We start from the raw sequence: 19,702 nt of genomic DNA, 5'->3' as shown, positions 1-19,702 counted from the left end.
TGAATGTGCGCGAATAAAGCAGAATTAGGCTTTACGTTATGATTAATCAGATAATATTTTTGAGTACAGCTACAACAAATTGGTTATTAGCACTAAATATATTATCGAGAAACAACAACCCGTGAATTGTTTCGATTACTTCTGCCTAAGTTTTTAACTAACCTGACTCGGGATAATGAAATTTTTAAGGTGTCGTCATGATAATTGAGCAGTTTATCGATGAAAAAATACAACAATTGCATGCCTATGTGAATGCAGTTATTGCAGAAGAAATTCATTATACTGAGTTAGATAATTTTATTTTAGACACCATGGCTGATTGGACATTACTGAAAGTGATGGATGAAACACCACACAGCGCAAAAGAACGAGTATTTTGGCATTTAATGCATGAAGTAAGTTTGCACGGCGCATTAGCACTGAATCAAGACTTATATTTTAAAAGCGAAATGACCACTTGCTTAGACTTTTTTAATGGCTCAGGCAGTTATCCTATCGATTGTATTGGCTGGCGTCCTATCGCTTAGTTTTATTTTGCTCCTATGGCTTATTTTCATGATGGCGCGGTAAAACAACAATCCTAATAAATCTCCCCCTAAATATAACTTCTAATAAACCCATTAATCCGATTGGTATTACTTGGGCTATTAACAAGCCTCTGATAAACTTGAAAGAATTAAATTATCTAAAATTAACATTCTATGTCTGAAATACAAAAAAATAGCCCTACTCCCAAAGTCGCCTTTAAAGACGCTATTTTAAATAAGCGTATGCTTATTTGTATTTTTACAGGCTTTAGTTCAGGTTTACCACTGTTTGTATTATATCAACTCGTTCCAGGCTGGCTACGAGATGAAGGAGTTAGTCTAGCCGAAATAGGCCTCTTTTCACTGATAGGTATTCCATACGTTTGGAAATTTATGTGGTCTCCACTTATAGACAGATACTCTTTAGGAGTATTGGGTAGACGACGCAGCTGGATGTTAGTAACCCAACTCTTTTTATTAATCTCTATAGCCAGTTTTGGCTTTATTAATCCTGTATTCGATATCTGGACGGTCGCCTATTTAGCTGCCGCTGTGGCGTTTTTTAGTGCGAGTCAAGATATAGTACTTGATGCTTATAGGCGTGAATTATTAGCCGATAATGAATTAGGTTTAGGTAACTCAATTCATGTACAAGCTTATCGACTTTCAGGCTTAGTACCTGGCTCACTTGGTTTTATTCTTGCTGATCATATGAGTTGGCAATACGTGTTTATGATAGTCGCTGCTTTTATGTTGTTAGGAATACTATTAACACTGTTTATTAAAGAGTTAGAATCAGAGCACTTAGCCCCTAAAAGCTTACAACAAGCCATAGTATTACCTTTTCAAGATTTCATTAAAAGTAAAGGGCTCAAGTCTGCTGCTTACACCTTATTGTTCCTTGTGCTTTATAAGTTAGGCGATAATATGGCAACCGCATTACAAACGCCGTTCTTTATCGATATGGGCTTTACCATGACCGAAATTGGCGTAGTTGCTAAAACCGCGTCGTTAATCGCGATGACTATTGGTATCGTAGTTGGCGGTTTAGTGATGATAAAGCTTAGTATTAACCGAGCATTATGGTTGTTTGGTTTTGTACAAATTTTCAGTATTTTAGGTTTTGCTGCACTCGCAGAAATCGGACATAACACCTATGCTTTAGCTTTAGCAATGGGTTTCGAATATTTGGGGGTTGGTTTAGGTACAGCTGCTTTTACCGCTTTTATTGCCAAAACTACCAATCCGGCTTTTGCTGCCACCCAAATAGCCTTATTTACCGCCTTAGCCGTTGTACCTCGCACTTTTGCCAATGCTACAACAGGTGTGATTGTTGAACAAATAGGTTGGACTAACTTTTATTTCTTTTGTACCGCATTAGCAGTGCCTGGTATGTTAATGTTATTTAAAGTTGCCCCTTGGAATGAGGAACGCTCGATTACAACGAGTTAACGATACGAGATTATTTATTATGATAAAGTTTTTCTTTCTCCTGCCCATACTCATGTGTGCGATATGGGCCTGGTACCTTAATGAGCACGGTTATACATTAAAGGAAGGACTTAAAGGTTTTACTTACATTTTTGCTTTTAATGCGATCCTTATTGGCTTTTTCGTGATGATGATTGTTATTACCCATTAATTTTATTAGCGAGCAGTGAATATTTAATATATTTAAGCAAACCTTATAGCCTTATTACTTTACATTCCCAGAATAAATATAGTTATAGAGTTTTAATAATATTTTTTATTACTGATTAATCTTATGTTAATTGTAGATCAAAGTGTTTTAGACGATATTTCTCGCGGCTTTTCTGTACCCGCGCAACCAAGGCTTTTACTAGAGCTATTAAAGTTAATGGCTGATCAAAACCCCGATATCAATGCGATTAGCGACTTGATTAGTCAAGATGTTGCGGTGAGCGCAGCAATTTTGAAAACCATTAACTCTCCGCTTTATGGTTTAAGTCGCACCATAACTGATATTAAAATGTCAGTAAATTATATTGGACTTTTTGGTGTAGTCACCTTAGTGACAGGCAGTTTGCTTAAAAAGAGTTTTGATCCCAAAAACTGCAGTATCAATTTAGATAATTTTTGGAAGCTAACTTCTAATATAGCCAGTGTTGCCGAAACAATAGGGCAACGATATAGACCGAATATTGCCAACGATAAATTTTTTAGTTTAGGGTTATTTCATGCTTGTGGCGTACCGGTAATGGCAATGAAATATAAAGATTATCAACAAGTATTAGATGACGCATTAACAACGCCCGAGGTATCACTCACAACTATCGAAGAGCAAAAATATGGCGTACATCACTCAACTATTGGATACTATGTTGCTAGCTCGTGGCGTTTGCCAAAAGATGTTTGCCAAATTATATTACAGCACCATGATAGAGAATTTCTTAACAATCTAAATGGCTCACAAGAGCAAGATTTATTTGCCGTATTAAAACTAAGTGAGCAACTAGTATCATTAAGTTTTAATAAAAAATCGACTGCAGATTGGGCATATGTAAAGGACGATGTTTGCAAACTGTTAGCTATTAATGACGAGGTTTTACAGCAATTAATTGTAGAATTTAGCGAGACTGAATAGTTTTATTTTTTTTGCTATCAAACGTTTAGGTGAGTTTCCTCCTCTAATGCACTAGCGTACCCCAAGACTAAACTCTTGCCATGATAATAGCAAGTCTTTGAAATCATCTAAACCGCAGCCAGCCATTTCATTTTGATCAAGGTGAATATGGTCATCGGTTAACATTTCAGATAAACCTTCACCATTATCATTTAATACACCATTCATGCTGACATTAGTTTGAATTGAAACTTCATCACGACTTAAAGTAATAGAATACTCACTTCCAGTAATAAGGATTTCGTGCAATTTTCCAGCCTCAACATCACCTATTGTATTAAGTAATTCATTAAGCTTATTAGCGTCACGGCCTAACTCCACTTCTAACCATGGACCAATAACCTCATGCTCTAATGAAAATAATGCTCGAGCTTCGCCTGTTATGGCATCGTGTACAAATTCATATTCCATAACTTTTCCTGTTAATACGGGGACAAATAAAGGTTAAAGTTACCAACTTAAATTTACTGTTCTTAGTAAATGTTAGTAGTTAACTAAAGGATAACTTTATAGGTAATTATATCCCATAGTTCCAGCTATTAAAAAGAAAAACGCGACTGATTAAACAACCAAAAGTAATAGCTGAATATTTTCTCACTTATTTATATAACACTGATCCTTTCCTCTAATATATCCTCCTGTATGACCTGGAAGATACGATTTCATTTACCTAATGTAAGTTCACAATTCCGCCATGAAAAAATAATTATTTTGTAACATTTACTGTTTAAAGTTTATCGAAAATTGCGACTAAGCATTTATTTAAACTAAATAACAGGACAAGCATGAAATATACAAAACTAGCATTCGCTTTAATAGCTACTTTACATTTAACTGCATGTGACGATGGCTCACAAGGTTTAGAAGGGGCTCAAGGTACTTCTGGGCTAAATAGTTTAATTAACCATGAAGCGTTAACTTTAGGTAATGAAACGTGTTTTTTTGGTGGACTAAAAGTAACCTCGGGCATAGATAGCAATAGCGACAATGCATTAGCTGATTCTGAAGTAACAACAACTAGTGCAAATTGCAATGCAAGCCCTATAACTTCCTCCGGATCTTCATTGCCTTATTCTGTTATGCGAGCTGATATAGATAACGGCGCTATGCCTGGCAATTTTATGGAAATCAGAAACGGCGGCTTTGGTTCCGATATGGTAGGCCATCCAACAGAGCCTACACAGTTTTACGCATTAACAGACCGTGGACCAAATGCTGTATTTACGGGCGATCAAGGTGTAGGTAAAAAATTTCCAACACCAGATTACACACCACGTATCGGCTTATTTGAATTACAAGCAAATGGTAATGTTAAAAAGTTAAAAGATATTTTATTGAAACGCCCTGATGGTACTGTAATTTCAGGCTTGCCAAACAGTTCTTCTTTAGGCGGTACAGGGGAAACACCATACGATGCCGATGGCAACGTCATTGTTGAAGACATGAGTCAGCCTTACGATGAAACAACAAACCCTATTAAGTTAGATGATTACGGTTTAGATGGTGAAGGCTTAGTTGCGTTATCTGATGGTACGTTTTGGGTAAGTGATGAATATGGACCACACATGGTTCATTTTGATGCTGAAGGTAAAGAAATTGGGCGCATTAACGCTTTCAGTGACGACAGTCGTAACACTTTCACATTGCCAGCAGAATTCGCAAATCGCCGAGCTAACCGTGGTATGGAAGGTTTAGCCATTACACCAGATGAAACAACTTTGGTTGGCATTATGCAGTCAACAATGTATAACCCAAGTAGTGCGGTAAAAGTAAACAACATGGTACGTATTGTAACGGTTAACTTAACTGACGGCAGTGTAAGCCAGTATCTTTATAAACAAGAAAAAACGCAAAATTCACAATCAGGTATTGTTGCGTTAAGTAGCACTGAGTTTGTTGTGATAGAGCGTGATGGTAGTTTTTACAATCAAACACCATCGGCGATGAAGCATTTATATAAAATTGACCTTAGCAATGCGACTGATATTGAAACTATCGCCACCAGTTCTGATATCACCCAAGATGATGACTTAGGTTTATTGGTTGGCGGTAAAACACTTGAAGAAGTTACTTTAGACGCTGATGGCTGGACAACTTTGTCTAACGCAGGTATTACGCCTATTACCAAAACATTATTAGTTGATTTAGTTGCAGAAAATGGTTATCCGCATGATAAGTTAGAAGGTATTTGGTTAATTAATGATAATACCATTGGTGTTATCAATGATGATGATTTTGCTACGTGGTCAACAGATGGAATATTAGAGCAAAAGTACCTTGATGCCAGCCAAATAGACATCGATAGTAACCGTTTATATATCATTGAAGATTTAGATTTAGCACTTTAGATTTATTGCATAGTGTAATGGCATTAACAATAAGTTAGGTTTTTATTGTTAATGCCTTATTTGTTTTAGAAATTACTTAAGAAGGTATACGAAATGAATAAACCACTTAGTATTATTTCAGCTGCTCTATTATCTTTATCAACGTCTGTATCGGCCGCAGATGTGGATGTCGGTTCTCGTGAATATAAAATATTATTAGACACCACTTCTTTCTCTGGAAATACAACTACACGAGCAACGAAAGTAAATAATTACTGGACCGCATTGAAAAATTTAATAGAGAATGACTCTATCGAATGTGATACATCAGGGAGCTTAAGTTTAGAGAAAAGCCGTACTGTTATTTTTTATGACGTAGAAAATAGTTGTGATTTATTTAATGCAGGTTATATTTTTCGTGAAAGAATCGACAATGGAAACCGTGAAGTCACGTTAAAGTTTCGCTCTCCAGATCGATTTATCGCTAGTAAAAAAGACATGGATGGCACCGAATCAGGATGGGAAAGTAAGTTTGAAGAAGATTTAGCAGCACCTTTCTCTAGTAAATATTCTTATTCAACCAAACAGGGCATAAGCCAGAGCAAAAACCTAAATAAAGTAGATGATCCTGTTGGTTTATTCCCTGGTTTAGCAGATGAAAATCTTGATGAAACATTGGCAATAGAAAAAGTTGGTAACTTAACGATTAATGAGTATGTATATAAAAATGCCAGTGTAGATTTAGGCGCATTAGACGGAGAGTTTTCATTAACTTTATGGTACAACGAAACAGTTAGTACGACACAGCCAATAGTAGCGGAAATATCATTTAAATATGAAGACACGAATGAAGGTTTTAGTAACAATGTGGTCACTCGCTCTAAAAGCTTATTTAGTGCAATGCAAGAAGATTCTACAGTAGCAAGTTGGAATACCCAAAACTCACTTACTAAAACAGCAGCCGTATATCAATATGACAGTAATTTTTGTGATTAATATCAAGGCCCACCTACTGTATATTTCAAACGTTCGATAGTTTAGGGATTATAAAATAAGCTTACATTGCTTGCCATTGGCAATTAAGTAAAACTTCTTTAGCTGCAGAATCACCCGCTTCACTAAAGTAAACTTGCCCTGAATAACTATCACCTTCATTAATAACTCCAACGCCTTTAGGTGTTCCTGTCATTACGATATCGCCGTCTTCTAACGTTAAGAATGATTGTAAGTCAGCAAGAATTTCATCTGGTTTAAACATCATTAAACTCACGCCACCTTGCTGAGTTAGTTTGTCATTAATGGTTAGCGATAAGGTTAACTGGCTTAAATCTGACGGTTCAAAAGCAACGAATTCACTTAATACCGCAGAACTATCAAATGCTTTTGCACGCTCCCAAGGTAGGCCTTTGGTTTTTAATTTACCCTGTAGTTCTCGTTTAGTTAAATCTAAACCTAATGCGACCGCAGTAAACTTTCCACCTTGAACTAAAAAACACAACTCGGCTTCGTAATGCAAAGCATCGTCATTATGCATAGCGTTTAACGAGGTTGTAACCGCAGAGTTAGGTTTTAAAAACACCACCATTTGATCGGGGATTTCATTGGCAAGCTCTTTAATATGATCAACATAATTACGACCAATACAAATGATTTTTGACGGGGTAATCAATTGCGGTTTTTGATCAGCGGTGACTAAAGTAACGGTATTCATAGCAGACCTTTTAGGAAGATGAAAATTTATAAAACAGTATTGTTAACTATTTCAGGCTGAAATCACACCCATATGATTGTCCCGATGTAAGTTTTTTAAATATTTCCCCATTAACAATATATTTGTTAATTCGCTTCTTAATTGACTCAGTAGTCTTACTAGCGCAAGATTCAACTATATGTTTATGAATTCGAACACATAATAATACATCTCCAGAAAATACATCATTTGAAACCATTAGGGATATTATGAAACACCTAAAACAATTATTAACACTTGCAGTTTTCGGATTTAGCAGCACGACAGTAGTCGCTGATGAAGGAATGTGGCAACCCAACCAGTTACCTGCCATTGCAAAAGAGTTAACCAAAGCTGGCTTAACCTTAGATCCAAAAGATTTAACTGACCTTACCGGATTCCCAATGGGCGCTATTGTAAGTTTAGGTGGCTGTACTGCATCATTTGTTTCTGACCAAGGCCTAGTAGCTACTAATCACCATTGTGTTTATGGCTCTGTACAATACAACTCAACATCTGAAAACAACTTACTTAAAAATGGCTTTTTGGCAAAAAATTTAGCTGAAGAGTTACCAGCAACACCTGGCAGTCGCATTTATGTTACCGAAGAAATAACTGAAGTAACTCAGCTAATAAAGGCCTCACTTACCGATGAAATGTCAGGCACTAACCGCTATAAAGTCATTGATGATAATTCAAAAAAATTAGTGGCTGAGTGTGAAAGTGATGCACGCTATCGCTGTAGTGTGGTTAATTTTCATGGCGGTTTAGAATATTATTTATTTAAACAACTCACCATTCGTGATGTACGCTTAGTCCATGCGCCTGCAAGTAGCATAGGTAAATTTGGTGGTGATACTGACAACTGGATGTGGCCCCGCCATACGGGGGATTATGGCTTTTATCGCGCTTATGTTAGCAAGGACGGTCAACCGGCTGATTTTAGTGAAGACAATGTACCTTATCAACCTAAACATCATTTAAAACTCAACAAAAGCGGTGTTGATGATGGCGATTATATTATGGTAATTGGTTACCCAGGCCGCACTAACCGCTACCGCACAGCTTATGAAGTTGAGAATATGTTCACCTGGACTTATCCACAAGCTAAAGCTTATCGTGAAGAGCTTATCGCGTTAATTAACAATAACTCAGAAGAAGGTAGTGAGGAGCGTATTAAGTATGAAAGTACTCTCGCAGGGTTAGCTAATTACGCTAAAAACTATGGTTCAATGATCAACAGTTACAATAAAGGCACTTTTTTATCTCGTAAACAAGCACTTGAAAATAACATTAGCCAATGGGTTAACAGCAATTCAACACGTAAAGCGCAATATGGAGAAACATTATCAGGCTTAAATGCGTTAGTACAAAAAGAGAATCAACAGCAAGCCCGTGATTTAATTTTGGGTTACATGCAATATAGTAAAATGTTATCGAGCGCTGAAAAATTATATCGCTTAGCCATTGAAAAGACGAAACCAAATATTGAACGTGAAAGTGGGTATCAGGAACGAGATATCGCCCGCTTCGAACAAAATATGAAATCGGTTGATCGCCGTTATGATGAAAAAATTGATCAAGCAATATTGTTGGCAATGGTAACTCATTATGTGGCGTTACCTAAGGCCGAACGCATTCCTTCTATTGATCAGTTTTTCGGATTAACCTCTGATATAACAGATAAAAAACAGTTAGCTGTATTAGTAAAAAAATTAGCGGCAATGTATCAAAGAACTCGCCTGAATTCACAACAACAACGTATAGACTTGATGCATAAATCAGTAGCATATTTTCACAACAGCCAAGATCCGTTTATTCAATTAGCCGTCGCCAGTTTTGCCGATCGCCAAGCCATTGAAGAACAGTCAAAAGAATTAGCAGGTAGTATCCAAGCTTATCGACCTAAATATATGCAAGCCCTTATTGCCTACTTCAATGCGCACAAATTACCAGTTTATGCCGATGCTAACAGCACTTTACGTATCACTTACGGTAATGTTAAAGGTTACTCACCGCAAGACGGCATAATAGCTACGCCTTTTACAACGCTTGAAGGTATCGTTGCTAAAAATACCGGTATTTCACCGTTTGATGCACCACAAAAGCAATTAAATTTAATTAATAAAAAGCAGTATGGCGAATATGTTAAATCATCCCTTGCTTCTGTACCGGTCAACTTCTTAGGAACCCTAGATATTACTGGCGGTAACTCAGGTTCCCCCACCCTAAATGGTAACGCCGAAATGGTTGGCTTAGTGTTTGACGGTGTTTATGAAAGCATTATTGGTGATTGGGATTACGACGTACAATTAAACCGTTCTATTCATGTTGATGTTCGTTATATGCTTTGGACAATGCAGCATGTAGACGGTGCTGATAATCTTATTGAAGAAATGGATATAGTTCAATAAGCTACACGAACAATCAGCATAAACCCAGCAATAAACTTAATGGAGAGTATTGTGGCAACCTTAATTTATGAATTAGTGATTGCTTTTTTTGTCGCGTCAATGTCTGTTTTTGCTTATAAACGCCCAGATAGTTACAGTGTGCTACTTACTCATATTCGTGCTTGGCTAATAAGATTATGGAGTATTATTTCACCGTTTGGTTGTGGTATCCATTTTACTTTTTGGCAATTAAAACTGCCTTATAAAGCAGATAGTTTGTATAGCTATTTAATTGCCAACTACGCGTATTTTTGGGGTACTGGGTTAGTGCTTCTTTTGTTTTTCATATTACTAAAAAGCATTGGTAAATTATTTAGTTACGTGAAATATTCACACACCAATAATTAAAGATTTATTGTAAAAATAAAGATAACTGCATAATTTACTAGCTATTTTATTATATTCGTTTTATTTTCGATAATTAAAAAATCATCATAACAAAGGAGATAATAGATGAATGAAGTAGTAGAACCAGAAAGTATAAAACCTGAAAAAACAACAACAGCCGACACAGCTAAAATTGTATATATTTTATACATGGTTGGTATTGTATTTGGTATCACAGGTCTTGTCGGCGTAGTAATGGCTTATATCAATAAAACTGATGCACCTGAGTGGTTAAAATCACATTATCAATTTCAAATTAGAACCTTCTGGATTGGTGGGCTTTACTTAGTTATTGGCTCATTACTTTTAGTAGTTCTAATTGGTTGGTTTATTTTGTTGTTTTGGGTTCTTTGGCTGATTATTCGCTGCGTAAAAGGCATGAAATCATTAGAAGCTAAAGAAGCTCACCCCAACCCTACTGGTTGGTTTTTTAATTAAATATAATCAATTAATAAAAACAGACTGTTTTAAAAATATTATTAACAACACGGAGGATCCATAATGGATTATTTTTTAGGCGCACTGAAAAAGTACGCAGACTTTAGTGGTCGAGCACGTAGAGAAGAATTCTGGATGTACACATTAATTTATATGATTATTAATGTTGTATTAGCGGTATTAGGACTAGACATAGTTTCAGCTCTATTTGGCTTAGCCTTGTTAATACCAAGTCTTAGTATTGGTGCAAGACGATTACATGACACAGGCCGATCAGGTTGGTGGCAACTAATAGTATTATTACCTATCATAGGGTTAATTGTACTGATTGTCTTTTATGCACAAGCAGGCCACGATGAAAATGATTATGGCGTTAACCCAAAAACAGAGACTCCTGCATAAAATAACGTTATGCGCTAATCAGAAAAAGTTTTAATCAAAAAATTAATGTTAGCTGCTGATCATATTTTGTGAGCTGCAGCTAAATTAACTTTATCACTCGTTGGAATTTTTTACTTAGCTTTCAGTTATCTGACAATAATAAATATTTGGAATAAAAATGAATAACAAAATTATTGGTATCATACTTATCATCATAGGTGCGGCTTTGGCTATGTGGGGGTATAACATTTATGATTCTGCTAGTGCGCAACTAAGTCGTACATTAAGTGGAGATACGCCTATTGAAGCTTGGGCTGGCATGATTGGTGGCGTTATCGCAATTTTAATTGGTATTACCCGACTAAAATAGCTGAGAAAATTAACATAGTGTCAGTTGTTGGCTAGTGGTATCTATCTTCTTTACTAACCAACGACTACTTCGTCATTATTTTTTATCGCAATAACTTAAATAAATAACTTAAAGAACTACTTAAAGTAATATTACCAACCAAAGACTTATCGCGATCACCATACTAAGCAGCACTGCCGCAGATCCTAAATCTTTAGCAAGACCAGATAACGGATGTATCTCTAACCCAACACGGTCAACCACAGCTTCTATCGCCGTATTAATCACTTCAGTGAAGATAATAAATATTATCGCCAAAATTAATATCACTTGCTCTAGCACACTGATATTAAATAGAAATGTAATTGGCACTGCGATTAATAAAAGTAGCAGCTCTTGTCTAAAAGACGCCTCATTTTTATATAACCATTTAAATGCGCTTAATGAATTTAAAGACGCGAGATAAATACGTTTTATACCACAGGGTTGCTTTTTATTATTGATGTTTTTTTCAGACATTATTATCGCATTTCCTTCTTGGTTTTAGAGCATACAAGGATGTAAACAATGATCTTATTCAACAGGGCAACTCTCTTTTCGATAACCTACAATAGGTAGTGGTAAACGTCCTGATAAGTATTGATTAGCGATAACAATACCAATCAACATACTCAAAATAAATGCTAATATAACATTACTTCCGCCACTAATACTTGCCACGGCTGGCCCTGGGCAAAATCCAGCTAAGCCCCACCCCATACCAAAAATTACCGCTCCAGAAAGTAAAGTACCATCAATAGTATTATTAGTAGGTATAGTGAATTTATCGCCACTAATCGCTCGTTTACGCTTTTTAATAACTAAGTGATAGAAAGGAGCAAAAACAATAAGTGCACCGCCCATAACAAATACTAAACTTGGATCCCAATTTCCAGTAATATCTAAAAAGCCAATAACTTTATCAGGGTTAACCATGCCAGAAATAATCATACCGGAGCCAAATAATAAACCAGAAATTAGCCCGACAATAATACCTATTACGGTAGATTGAGGTAATTTAGATATCGACTTTGCTGAGTTTGTGTCTAAAGTTGAGTTTTTTGATTGCGACATTTTTAATTGAGACATTACAGCCCCCCTAATAAACGGCGAATTAACACCACAATAATTGCCGCAGCCATAAATGCACAAGTCGCAGCGATAGAGCGTTTTGAAAAACGTCCCATACCAATAATTCCATGACCACTTGTACAACCATTACCCAGCCGCGTACCAAAGCCTACCAATAAACCAGCTACCGATACTAATAATAGATTACTGTCACTCACATCAGGTAATACAAACCCCAACGGAATAGTAATAACTATGCTTACCACCATGCCAACAATAAATGCAGCACGCCAACTTGATTCATTTTTTTGCGGATTAAGTAACCCGCCAATTACGCCACTAATGCCAGCAACTTTACCACTAAACAATAGTAAAACTGCAGCTGACAAGCCTAATAACATTCCGCCAAATAATGATGCCCAAGGTACTGTAAATTCCATAAATATCTCACTTTTAAACTTAATAACTCTTAGCTACTGGTAATTAAGAGCTAATAATTATTCTTCACAAAAAATACTGTGCAAACTTGTAATTAGCGCAGCTATACGAGGCTCAGCTAATGAATAAAATACCGCCTGTGACTCTTTTCTTACCGACACTAGGTTTTTATTGCGTAACACCGTTAAATGTTGAGAAAAGGCTGATTGGCTCAAAGACGAGCTTTCTTGTAATTGTCCAGCGCCCACTTCTCCTTCCATTAATTGGCACAACACCAATAATCTTTCAGGGTGAGCCATGGTTTTTAATAAATCCGCCACTAGACCGACTTTATTTTTTATTTCATGTACTTCCATTATTACCTCTTAGGCTATATCAACAGATCCTCAGCTTTATACACGAACAATGATTGAATAAAGCTACTACCACTTTTTGAGTGTTCTATTATCTCACTTAAACATAAATTAGCAACACCTTATTTAGAAAAGTATTTATTAGCAAAAACTAATAAAGTAAAGTATAGTGAACTTATTAATGAACTTGATTTTAAATATTTTAGAATTTTGGAGTAATATATGACTAAAATTATTATTGTTGGCGGTGTTGCTGGCGGTGCTTCAGCTGCAGCAAGAGCAAGACGTTTAAGTGAAGAAGCACAAATTATAATGTTTGAGCGAGGTCCTTTTGTATCATTTGCAAACTGTGGTTTACCCTATCATATTGGCGGTGACATTAAAGATCGCAATAAATTATTATTACAAACACCCGAAAGTTTTCTTGCGCGTTTTAATGTTGATGTTCGACCGCTCACTGAAGTAATTAGTATTGATCGGATAAATAAAACCGTCACTGTGCGCATATTATCAAACAGCAATGTTCATAAACACAGTGGCTATGTAAATGAATTTAAAACCTACACTGAAAGCTATGATTATCTATTATTAAGTCCTGGCGCATCACCTATTGTGCCGCCTATTGCTGGTATTCAAAATCCATTAACGTATTCGCTACGCAATATTCCTGACATGGATAAAATAATTAATAACATTGCTACTAACAAACCAAAGCACGCAACCGTTATTGGTGGTGGTTTTATTGGATTAGAAATGATGGAAGCACTTCATCAGCTTGGTATTAAAACAAGCTTAGTTGAGTTTGCCGATCAAGTTATGACACCTGTTGATAAAGAGATGGCAGGATTTTTACATCAAGAAATACGAGATAAAGGTATAGATTTACGCTTAGAAGTTGCCCTTGAAGCCGTTAAACACAATAAAAGCCTGGATAATACCCCTGGAGATTTAACCTTAACTTTAAATAATGGCGATACCATCGAAACTGACTTGTTAATTATGGCAATAGGCGTTCGTCCTGAAATTAAATTAGCACAAAATGCAGGTTTAGAAATAGGTCAATTAGGCGGTATTAAAACCAATGCACAATTACAAACTAGCGATCCTGCCATTTATGCTGTAGGTGATGCAATTGAAGAGCAAGATTTTATTACTGGCAAACCCACTATTATTCCTCTAGCTGGCCCAGCTAATCGTCAAGGGCGAATGGCAGCTAATAATATGTTTGGCCGCAACGAAAGTTATCAAGGAACGCAAGGTACAGCAATTTGTAAAGTGTTTGATTTAGCGATTGCTTCTACCGGTCAAAATGAGAAGCTGCTTATTAAAGATAAGGTGACTTATGAAAAAATATACGTGCATACCGCAAGTCACGCTAGCTATTACCCTGGCGCAGAAACCGTGTCATTTAAACTATTGTTTGACCCCAAATCAGGAAAAATATTAGGCGCGCAAGCGGTTGGTAAAGACGGCATTGATAAACGCATTGATATTATGGCCGTAGCACAACGCGCTGGTATGACGGTAGAGCAGTTGCAACATGTTGAGCTAACGTATGCGCCACCTTTTGGTAGCGCAAAAGATGTTATTAACCAAGCAGCTTTTGTAGCAACAAAACTAATGCAAGGAGATATTAAAGCAATCCATTTTAATGAAATAGATCACTTAACAGACCAACAAGTACTAGTTGATGTACGAAATCCAAGTGAACTTTCAGCTGGCTTTATTGAAGGCGCTATAAACATACCTGTAGATGAACTGCGAAATAGATTGAATGAGCTACCAAAAGACAAAGAAATAATTGTATATTGTCAGGTAGGTTTGCGTGGTAATGTGGCTTATCACCAGTTAGTGAATAACGGTTTTAAAGCGAGAAATTTATTAGGCGGCTACCGTACCTATATTTTTGCCAAAATCTAGAAATGGTTAAAATGGCAAAACATATATCCTTAATAGTTATCCTTATTGAATTTTAAAAATTCTTTAATTCTCTTGGTATTACTCTGGTATTAATTTGATATTACTAAAATTAAACCAGCTTAAGTTAAACCAGCTTAACTTAAGCTGGTTTAACTTTTAAAAATAAAGATAGCAGTAACGCTAACAATTGAGTGATGTATTAAAAGTTATTCGCTCGATGAAAGTTCTTCAATATTGATTGTTGTCGTAGTCACTTCACCGTTATAAGTTGCAGTAACGGTAACGTCACTTGCTTCATCTATTATACTAGTAACTTTATAGCTAGCTGTGTCTGTACCTAAATTGATATATTCGCCTTTCAGAGCACCATTTTCTTCAATGCTCCAGTATGCAAATTCAGAAACATTTAAACTAGAGAGCGAGCTGTCGGTATAATCAGCGGTTAATGTTAATTCTATAGAGCCTAATGGCTCAATGTAAATATCAAGATCTTGATTAATTTCAATAGATTCAATGTCATCTTCACCAGTAACTGTCATAGTTACCGCAGTTTGTTTCCCGCCACAATTACCAATCAGTTGAGTATCACCGGTTCTGAGCGCAAGTACCGTGCCTTTGTTATCACCGGTACTGGTTATTCCTAGATATGAACCATCAGCTTGTAACCAATTAATAGCCGTATCTATATTATAAAGAGTTTCACCTGTCGTTAGTGTTATCTGACCATTAACCAGCATACGTTCGCCCATAGCAAGTGTGCTCGTTTCAATTATTTCATCATCAAATAAGATATCAATAACATCTAAATTAACAGGTGAAGCAGTAACTGATAAAGTATCTGTAAACTCGTCTAATGTAGCGGTAATACTTGTTGTTTCGATGTTTGCAGAAGAAGTGTTGAGAATACCGTTACTATCGATAGTAGCAGTACTAGCTTCATCGACACTAAAGCTCATGCCACTTGCAGTATTCATTGAAATATAACCATCAGCATAAGTAACATCGCCAGTGATCCCCACTGCGATACAGGTATTAATATTGCTGCCATCAGACATTGGTTGATTTAACTTAATTCCTGTTGCAACAACGTCACTTACCGATATTTGCCCTTCACCTGAAATCCCCGTACTGTTGCTAGTAGCTGTAATTATGACAATACCTTGATTGACTTCAGAGTTAGCAATACCGGTAACTAAACCATTTTCATCAACGGTAGCAATAGTAATATCACTTGAACTCCACGTTGTATCATTAGTTACATCTACATTAGTACCGCCATTAGTTATACCTATAGCGTTAAGTTGTTGTGTTTCACCCGCTTTTATACGAGTGTGAGCACCTTTTATGGTGATCTCTTCAACAAGTAACCCTTGTTCAAACAAGCTCTCAACTTCAACCGCATTAGCCAATTCAGCCGAGTTATTATCGGTATCACAACCCGTTAGCATTGAGCTGGTTAACGCTATTACAAAGCTCAAAAATACTGAATATTTACGACTTTTTTTAATGCGCATCACATTAATTGTTTTAGTTAAAGCTTTCATATAGATGATTTTCCTGAAAAGTGAGGGAGAACACTAAAATTGATACATTACACCTAAAGAAATAGCGGTTATTTCCATGTAATCATCACGATAAAGGGATTGGTAACCTAGCCTGATTTTAGCTTGTTCAAAATAAGGAATTTCTTTATGTATGGCAACTCCCCAAGATAAGCCTTGATAGGTATCTTCTTCGTTATAGGGATTTCCAGAACCAGTTACTAGCATTTTCGTACTCGCATAACCCGCTAAAACGTCTACACCGTAACCATTGTATACTTTAGACTTCATCAATAAATACAAAGCTGCGCTTTGCTCTAAATCGAATGTCAGACGGTAAATATTATCAGTATTCGTTGCTTGTAAATACTGAGCTTCAAGACCAATACGGCTTATGCTAAAGCCTGCTCGTACTGCTATTGAGTTAGGATTCGTTCGCTCGTCAGTGAATTCAATATCGGAATACACATAATCAATACCTAAATAGCTATCGACTGAGTAGCTATCGGCTGAGTTGGCAAAACTAGGAAAGGAGATACTTATCAATAATACGATGAGAGATGCTGTGGTTTTCATTAAAGTCCGTCTATTTTATATTCTATCTAAGTGGCGATGTTATACAACTGACCGAGCATTATCAATGCTTTGTTAGAGTTTTACTTTTGCAATCTACTCACTTTCATACATCGAACTCAGATTAGGTTAGCAACGGGTACTAAACTTTTCATAATATAAAGTAAATTAATGTAGGCTAGTATAGCTATGTACCTCAACACGATTTCGACCATTTCTTTTAGCTTGATACATAGCTTGGTCGGTGTCATGAATTAATTGCTCTAAGCTTTTATGGCGTTGGTTAAACATGCTAACACCAATACTTAAGGTTGCTTTAACTTCTTTATCTCCTATAGTCAGGCAGTTTTTAGCTAACGATCTTTGGATGCGGTGAGCGGTTTCAATCCCTCCGTTTAAATCGCAATTGGGTAACACGATAATAAACTCTTCACCACCATAACGAGCTAAAAAGTCGATATCACGTATTTCTTGTTGGCATATATTACAAATATGTACCAATAATTCATCACCAAATACATGACCATAATCATCATTAATATTTTTAAATAAATCACAATCGAGCAATAATAAGGTCAACTGTTGGTTACCACGAAGAGTACGTGAAAACTCTATATTGGCTCGTTCAAAAAGCGCTCGACGGTTAGCTACTTTGGTTAACGCATCGGTTTTTGATAATTTTTCTAACACTTGTGTTCTTTCTTCAACAATTTTTTTCATTTCCGTCAACGAAATAGTACTTTCGCTTAACTTGTCATTCATCGTATTAAATGCATCCACTATATTGTCAAACTCTTGTGAATGGTGGGAAAGCTCTATATGTTGAAAATCACCACTTTCATTTTTCTCAAAAGCAGATTTAACTTCATTAAGCGACTTTCTTACAATATAAGTTAAACTAAATGCCCCTAATATCAAGGCTATGATACTCGCCGAAGAAACTAAAATAATGAAAAAAGCTTGTTGTTTAATGGTGTCGTAAATATCTTTTTCTGCAATTGCCGATAACTGAAAAGAGTCTGCTCTAATCGACTCAAGCTGAGTCATTAATCTAGCTTTCAAATGGGTCTTTATTGCTACATTGGCATTTTTTAATTTATTTTTATTTATAAGCGTAAAGAAGTTTCGCAAATTATTGTTTTGACTAACCAGGCTAGATTGAATTGATTGCTGGTGAGTGGTTAAAGCCGGCGCTGACTCAAGTAAACTGGAAAGCTTTACCTGTAGTGCTTGCCAATCATCAACTTTATTGCGCTTGTTATAAATACTATAGTTTTTGTCATAAATATTATTATTATTAATCAGTTGCCGTAGCATATTAGTTTGATTAGTCAGCTGTTGAGCATAATTTTCTCGAGTAAAAGCTGCCTTTATCTCTTGTGATGACCAAATAACGCTACCAATTAATAAGCTAAATAATACAAAGCAACCTAAGGTAAAAAAAGCAATCCTTTGTAATAAGCTTATGTTCATCACGATTAGTTCTCTATTGTGGGATGTTTACCGCATTGGGGATAATTTGTAACATTGCACGGCTGTCAATAAAGCGCTCTATATGAGGCACATTATCATACTGACTCATTTGAGTGGCAACAGCCCAATTAGCTTGAGATTCAACACTGTGTATTAATGACTGATTTAACCCCAACTTAAAAATATAATCAGGCCAAACCCATTCAATAAATTCGGTAGAGATATTCAGTTCGTTCATTACTATCGCTTTTGATTCCAAAGGGTGTGAAGTTATATAGTCAATAGCAAGGTCAAGTCCTTGAATAACACACTTAGCTTTTTCAACAACTAGATTATTCGCTGTCGGTGAAATTAAATTAAAACTCAGCGTATTCAAACTTTTTGTGTCATGTATCTTAATAATACCTGAAAGCAGTTGGTCACTGTAAAAGCCAAAAGGCTCCCAAGGAATAAACGCATCGATATCTTGCGCGATAAAGCCATTGACGAGTTGCTCAGGTTCGTAATAATAAACTCTTACATCCTCAGTCGTTAAGCCTTCAAGTGCTAATAAAGTGCTTAAGAAGTATTCGCTTGCGGTTCCTTTGGTGACGCCAATACGTTGGCCTTTAAGGTCAAGTGCTGATTCAAAATTAGCTGAAGCACGGCTAATAAACTTTACATCATTATCTGACTGAACAAACATTGCATGAGTAACAAAAGGCTGACCTTCTAAACTTTTAAAAGCAATAAGGGAGTCTGAGCTAGTACCAAAATCAACTTCCCCATTTAGTACTTTAGCGAACGCTCGTTGCCCACCAACGACTTCATCAAACTCAACATTAACGCAGGTATCATCAAAAGCATTTATTGCTTTAGCGACATAAAATGGTGTTGATAAAGGGGTTTTAGAAACGGCAATAACTACCGGATATTTAGGCTGTTGCCAATGTTTAGATAAATACAAGCACAACAAAATTATTATAATTACGGTTAGTGCAGTGACTAACGAAAATGAAAGTGTTTTAAGTGTCAAAATTATATTTCAATAAATATGAAAGTAAGAATGGCTAAAGTATA

21 protein-coding genes are annotated in these 19,702 nt (G+C 36.2%); 11 read left to right on the top strand and 10 right to left on the bottom strand.

Annotated elements, in window-relative coordinates:
- The first annotated feature begins 197 nt into the window (after nt 1–197).
- From CWS31_RS01770 to CWS31_RS01760, 3 genes are all read left to right on the top strand, one after another.
- Nucleotides 198–527: a hypothetical protein gene (locus tag CWS31_RS01770; protein ID WP_101343387.1), complete on the top strand. Its 330-nt coding sequence runs from the start codon at nt 198–200 to the stop codon at nt 525–527.
- A gap of 174 nt (nt 528–701) precedes the next feature.
- Nucleotides 702–1,979 (top strand): AmpG family muropeptide MFS transporter, encoded by a 1,278-nt coding sequence (locus CWS31_RS01765; protein ID WP_101343386.1) that lies wholly within the window; start codon nt 702–704, stop codon nt 1,977–1,979.
- Nucleotides 1,980–2,292: 313 nt separating this feature from the next.
- Nucleotides 2,293–3,132 (top strand): HDOD domain-containing protein, encoded by an 840-nt coding sequence (locus CWS31_RS01760; RefSeq protein ID WP_101343385.1) that lies wholly within the window; start codon nt 2,293–2,295, stop codon nt 3,130–3,132.
- Between the two features lie 51 nt (nt 3,133–3,183).
- On the opposite strand, the gene CWS31_RS01755 is transcribed toward CWS31_RS01760, so the two are convergent.
- Nucleotides 3,184–3,582 carry a YacL family protein gene (locus tag CWS31_RS01755; protein WP_101343384.1) on the bottom strand — a complete coding sequence of 133 codons (399 nt, stop codon included), beginning with the start codon at nt 3,580–3,582 and terminating at the stop codon, nt 3,184–3,186.
- Nucleotides 3,583–3,956: 374 nt separating this feature from the next.
- Between CWS31_RS01755 and CWS31_RS01750 the strand changes: the two genes are divergently transcribed.
- Both CWS31_RS01750 and CWS31_RS01745 read left to right on the top strand, forming a co-directional pair.
- Nucleotides 3,957–5,519, top strand: coding sequence for an esterase-like activity of phytase family protein (locus tag CWS31_RS01750; protein WP_101343383.1), 1,563 nt, complete (start codon nt 3,957–3,959; stop codon nt 5,517–5,519).
- 93 nt (nt 5,520–5,612) lie between these two features.
- Nucleotides 5,613–6,494 carry a hypothetical protein gene (locus CWS31_RS01745; protein WP_101343382.1) on the top strand — a complete coding sequence of 294 codons (882 nt, stop codon included), beginning with the start codon at nt 5,613–5,615 and terminating at the stop codon, nt 6,492–6,494.
- 61 nt (nt 6,495–6,555) lie between these two features.
- Here the strand turns inward: CWS31_RS01745 and CWS31_RS01740 are convergent, their stop codons facing one another.
- Nucleotides 6,556–7,209, bottom strand: coding sequence for a fumarylacetoacetate hydrolase family protein (locus CWS31_RS01740; RefSeq protein ID WP_101343381.1), 654 nt, complete (start codon nt 7,207–7,209; stop codon nt 6,556–6,558).
- Between the two features lie 248 nt (nt 7,210–7,457).
- On the opposite strand from CWS31_RS01740, the gene CWS31_RS01735 reads away from it, so the two are divergent.
- The 5 genes from CWS31_RS01735 (at nt 7,458) to CWS31_RS01715 (ending at nt 11,256) form a co-directional block, all read left to right on the top strand.
- A complete protein-coding gene (locus CWS31_RS01735; RefSeq protein ID WP_101343380.1) occupies nt 7,458–9,641 on the top strand; it encodes a S46 family peptidase in 2,184 nt (727 codons plus the stop codon).
- Nucleotides 9,642–9,692: 51 nt separating this feature from the next.
- Nucleotides 9,693–10,028, top strand: a complete 336-nt coding sequence (locus CWS31_RS01730; protein ID WP_101343379.1) for a hypothetical protein — start codon at nt 9,693–9,695, stop codon at nt 10,026–10,028.
- Between the two features lie 105 nt (nt 10,029–10,133).
- On the top strand, nt 10,134–10,505 hold the full coding sequence (locus CWS31_RS01725; RefSeq protein WP_101343378.1) for a DUF4870 family protein: 372 nt from the start codon (nt 10,134–10,136) through the stop codon (nt 10,503–10,505).
- Between the two features lie 63 nt (nt 10,506–10,568).
- Complete coding sequence (locus CWS31_RS01720; RefSeq protein WP_101343377.1) at nt 10,569–10,907, top strand: DUF805 domain-containing protein; 339 nt, start codon at nt 10,569–10,571, stop codon at nt 10,905–10,907.
- Nucleotides 10,908–11,064: 157 nt separating this feature from the next.
- Nucleotides 11,065–11,256 carry a DUF3185 family protein gene (locus tag CWS31_RS01715; RefSeq protein ID WP_101343376.1) on the top strand — a complete coding sequence of 64 codons (192 nt, stop codon included), beginning with the start codon at nt 11,065–11,067 and terminating at the stop codon, nt 11,254–11,256.
- Between the two features lie 120 nt (nt 11,257–11,376).
- Here CWS31_RS01715 and CWS31_RS01710 read toward each other — a convergent pair whose 3' ends face one another.
- The 4 genes from CWS31_RS01710 to CWS31_RS01695 are packed head-to-tail and all read right to left on the bottom strand — an operon-like array spanning nt 11,377 to nt 13,139.
- Nucleotides 11,377–11,754, bottom strand: coding sequence for a diacylglycerol kinase (locus CWS31_RS01710; RefSeq protein WP_101343375.1), 378 nt, complete (start codon nt 11,752–11,754; stop codon nt 11,377–11,379).
- A 54-nt stretch (nt 11,755–11,808) separates the two neighbouring features.
- Nucleotides 11,809–12,363: a DUF6691 family protein gene (locus CWS31_RS01705; protein ID WP_342780210.1), complete on the bottom strand. Its 555-nt coding sequence runs from the start codon at nt 12,361–12,363 to the stop codon at nt 11,809–11,811.
- Complete coding sequence (locus CWS31_RS01700; RefSeq protein ID WP_101343374.1) at nt 12,363–12,785, bottom strand: YeeE/YedE family protein; 423 nt, start codon at nt 12,783–12,785, stop codon at nt 12,363–12,365. The genes CWS31_RS01705 and CWS31_RS01700 overlap by 1 nt, the downstream gene beginning before the upstream one ends.
- Nucleotides 12,786–12,842: 57 nt before the next feature.
- On the bottom strand, nt 12,843–13,139 hold the full coding sequence (locus CWS31_RS01695; protein WP_101343373.1) for an ArsR/SmtB family transcription factor: 297 nt from the start codon (nt 13,137–13,139) through the stop codon (nt 12,843–12,845).
- Between the two features lie 219 nt (nt 13,140–13,358).
- On the opposite strand from CWS31_RS01695, the gene CWS31_RS01690 reads away from it, so the two are divergent.
- Nucleotides 13,359–15,056 carry an FAD-dependent oxidoreductase gene (locus CWS31_RS01690; RefSeq protein ID WP_101343372.1) on the top strand — a complete coding sequence of 566 codons (1,698 nt, stop codon included), beginning with the start codon at nt 13,359–13,361 and terminating at the stop codon, nt 15,054–15,056.
- A gap of 206 nt (nt 15,057–15,262) precedes the next feature.
- Here the strand turns inward: CWS31_RS01690 and CWS31_RS01685 are convergent, their stop codons facing one another.
- The 4 genes from CWS31_RS01685 to CWS31_RS01670 all read right to left on the bottom strand — a co-directional run bounded on the left by CWS31_RS01685 (nt 15,263) and on the right by CWS31_RS01670 (nt 19,658).
- Complete coding sequence (locus tag CWS31_RS01685; RefSeq protein ID WP_101343371.1) at nt 15,263–16,600, bottom strand: Ig-like domain-containing protein; 1,338 nt, start codon at nt 16,598–16,600, stop codon at nt 15,263–15,265.
- Nucleotides 16,601–16,633: 33 nt separating this feature from the next.
- On the bottom strand, nt 16,634–17,173 hold the full coding sequence (locus CWS31_RS01680; RefSeq protein ID WP_101343370.1) for a porin family protein: 540 nt from the start codon (nt 17,171–17,173) through the stop codon (nt 16,634–16,636).
- A gap of 165 nt (nt 17,174–17,338) precedes the next feature.
- Nucleotides 17,339–18,643: a GGDEF domain-containing protein gene (locus CWS31_RS01675; RefSeq protein ID WP_101343369.1), complete on the bottom strand. Its 1,305-nt coding sequence runs from the start codon at nt 18,641–18,643 to the stop codon at nt 17,339–17,341.
- Nucleotides 18,644–18,656: 13 nt separating this feature from the next.
- Nucleotides 18,657–19,658 carry an ABC transporter substrate-binding protein gene (locus CWS31_RS01670; protein WP_246143276.1) on the bottom strand — a complete coding sequence of 334 codons (1,002 nt, stop codon included), beginning with the start codon at nt 19,656–19,658 and terminating at the stop codon, nt 18,657–18,659.
- Nucleotides 19,659–19,702: the final 44 nt, after the last annotated feature.

Source organism: Colwellia echini (assembly GCF_002843355.2).
In the GTDB taxonomy this organism is placed as follows: domain Bacteria; phylum Pseudomonadota; class Gammaproteobacteria; order Enterobacterales; family Alteromonadaceae; genus Colwellia; species Colwellia echini.
The sequence above is the reverse complement of the archived record's forward strand: the minus strand, read 5'-3'. Positions and strand labels throughout refer to the sequence as shown.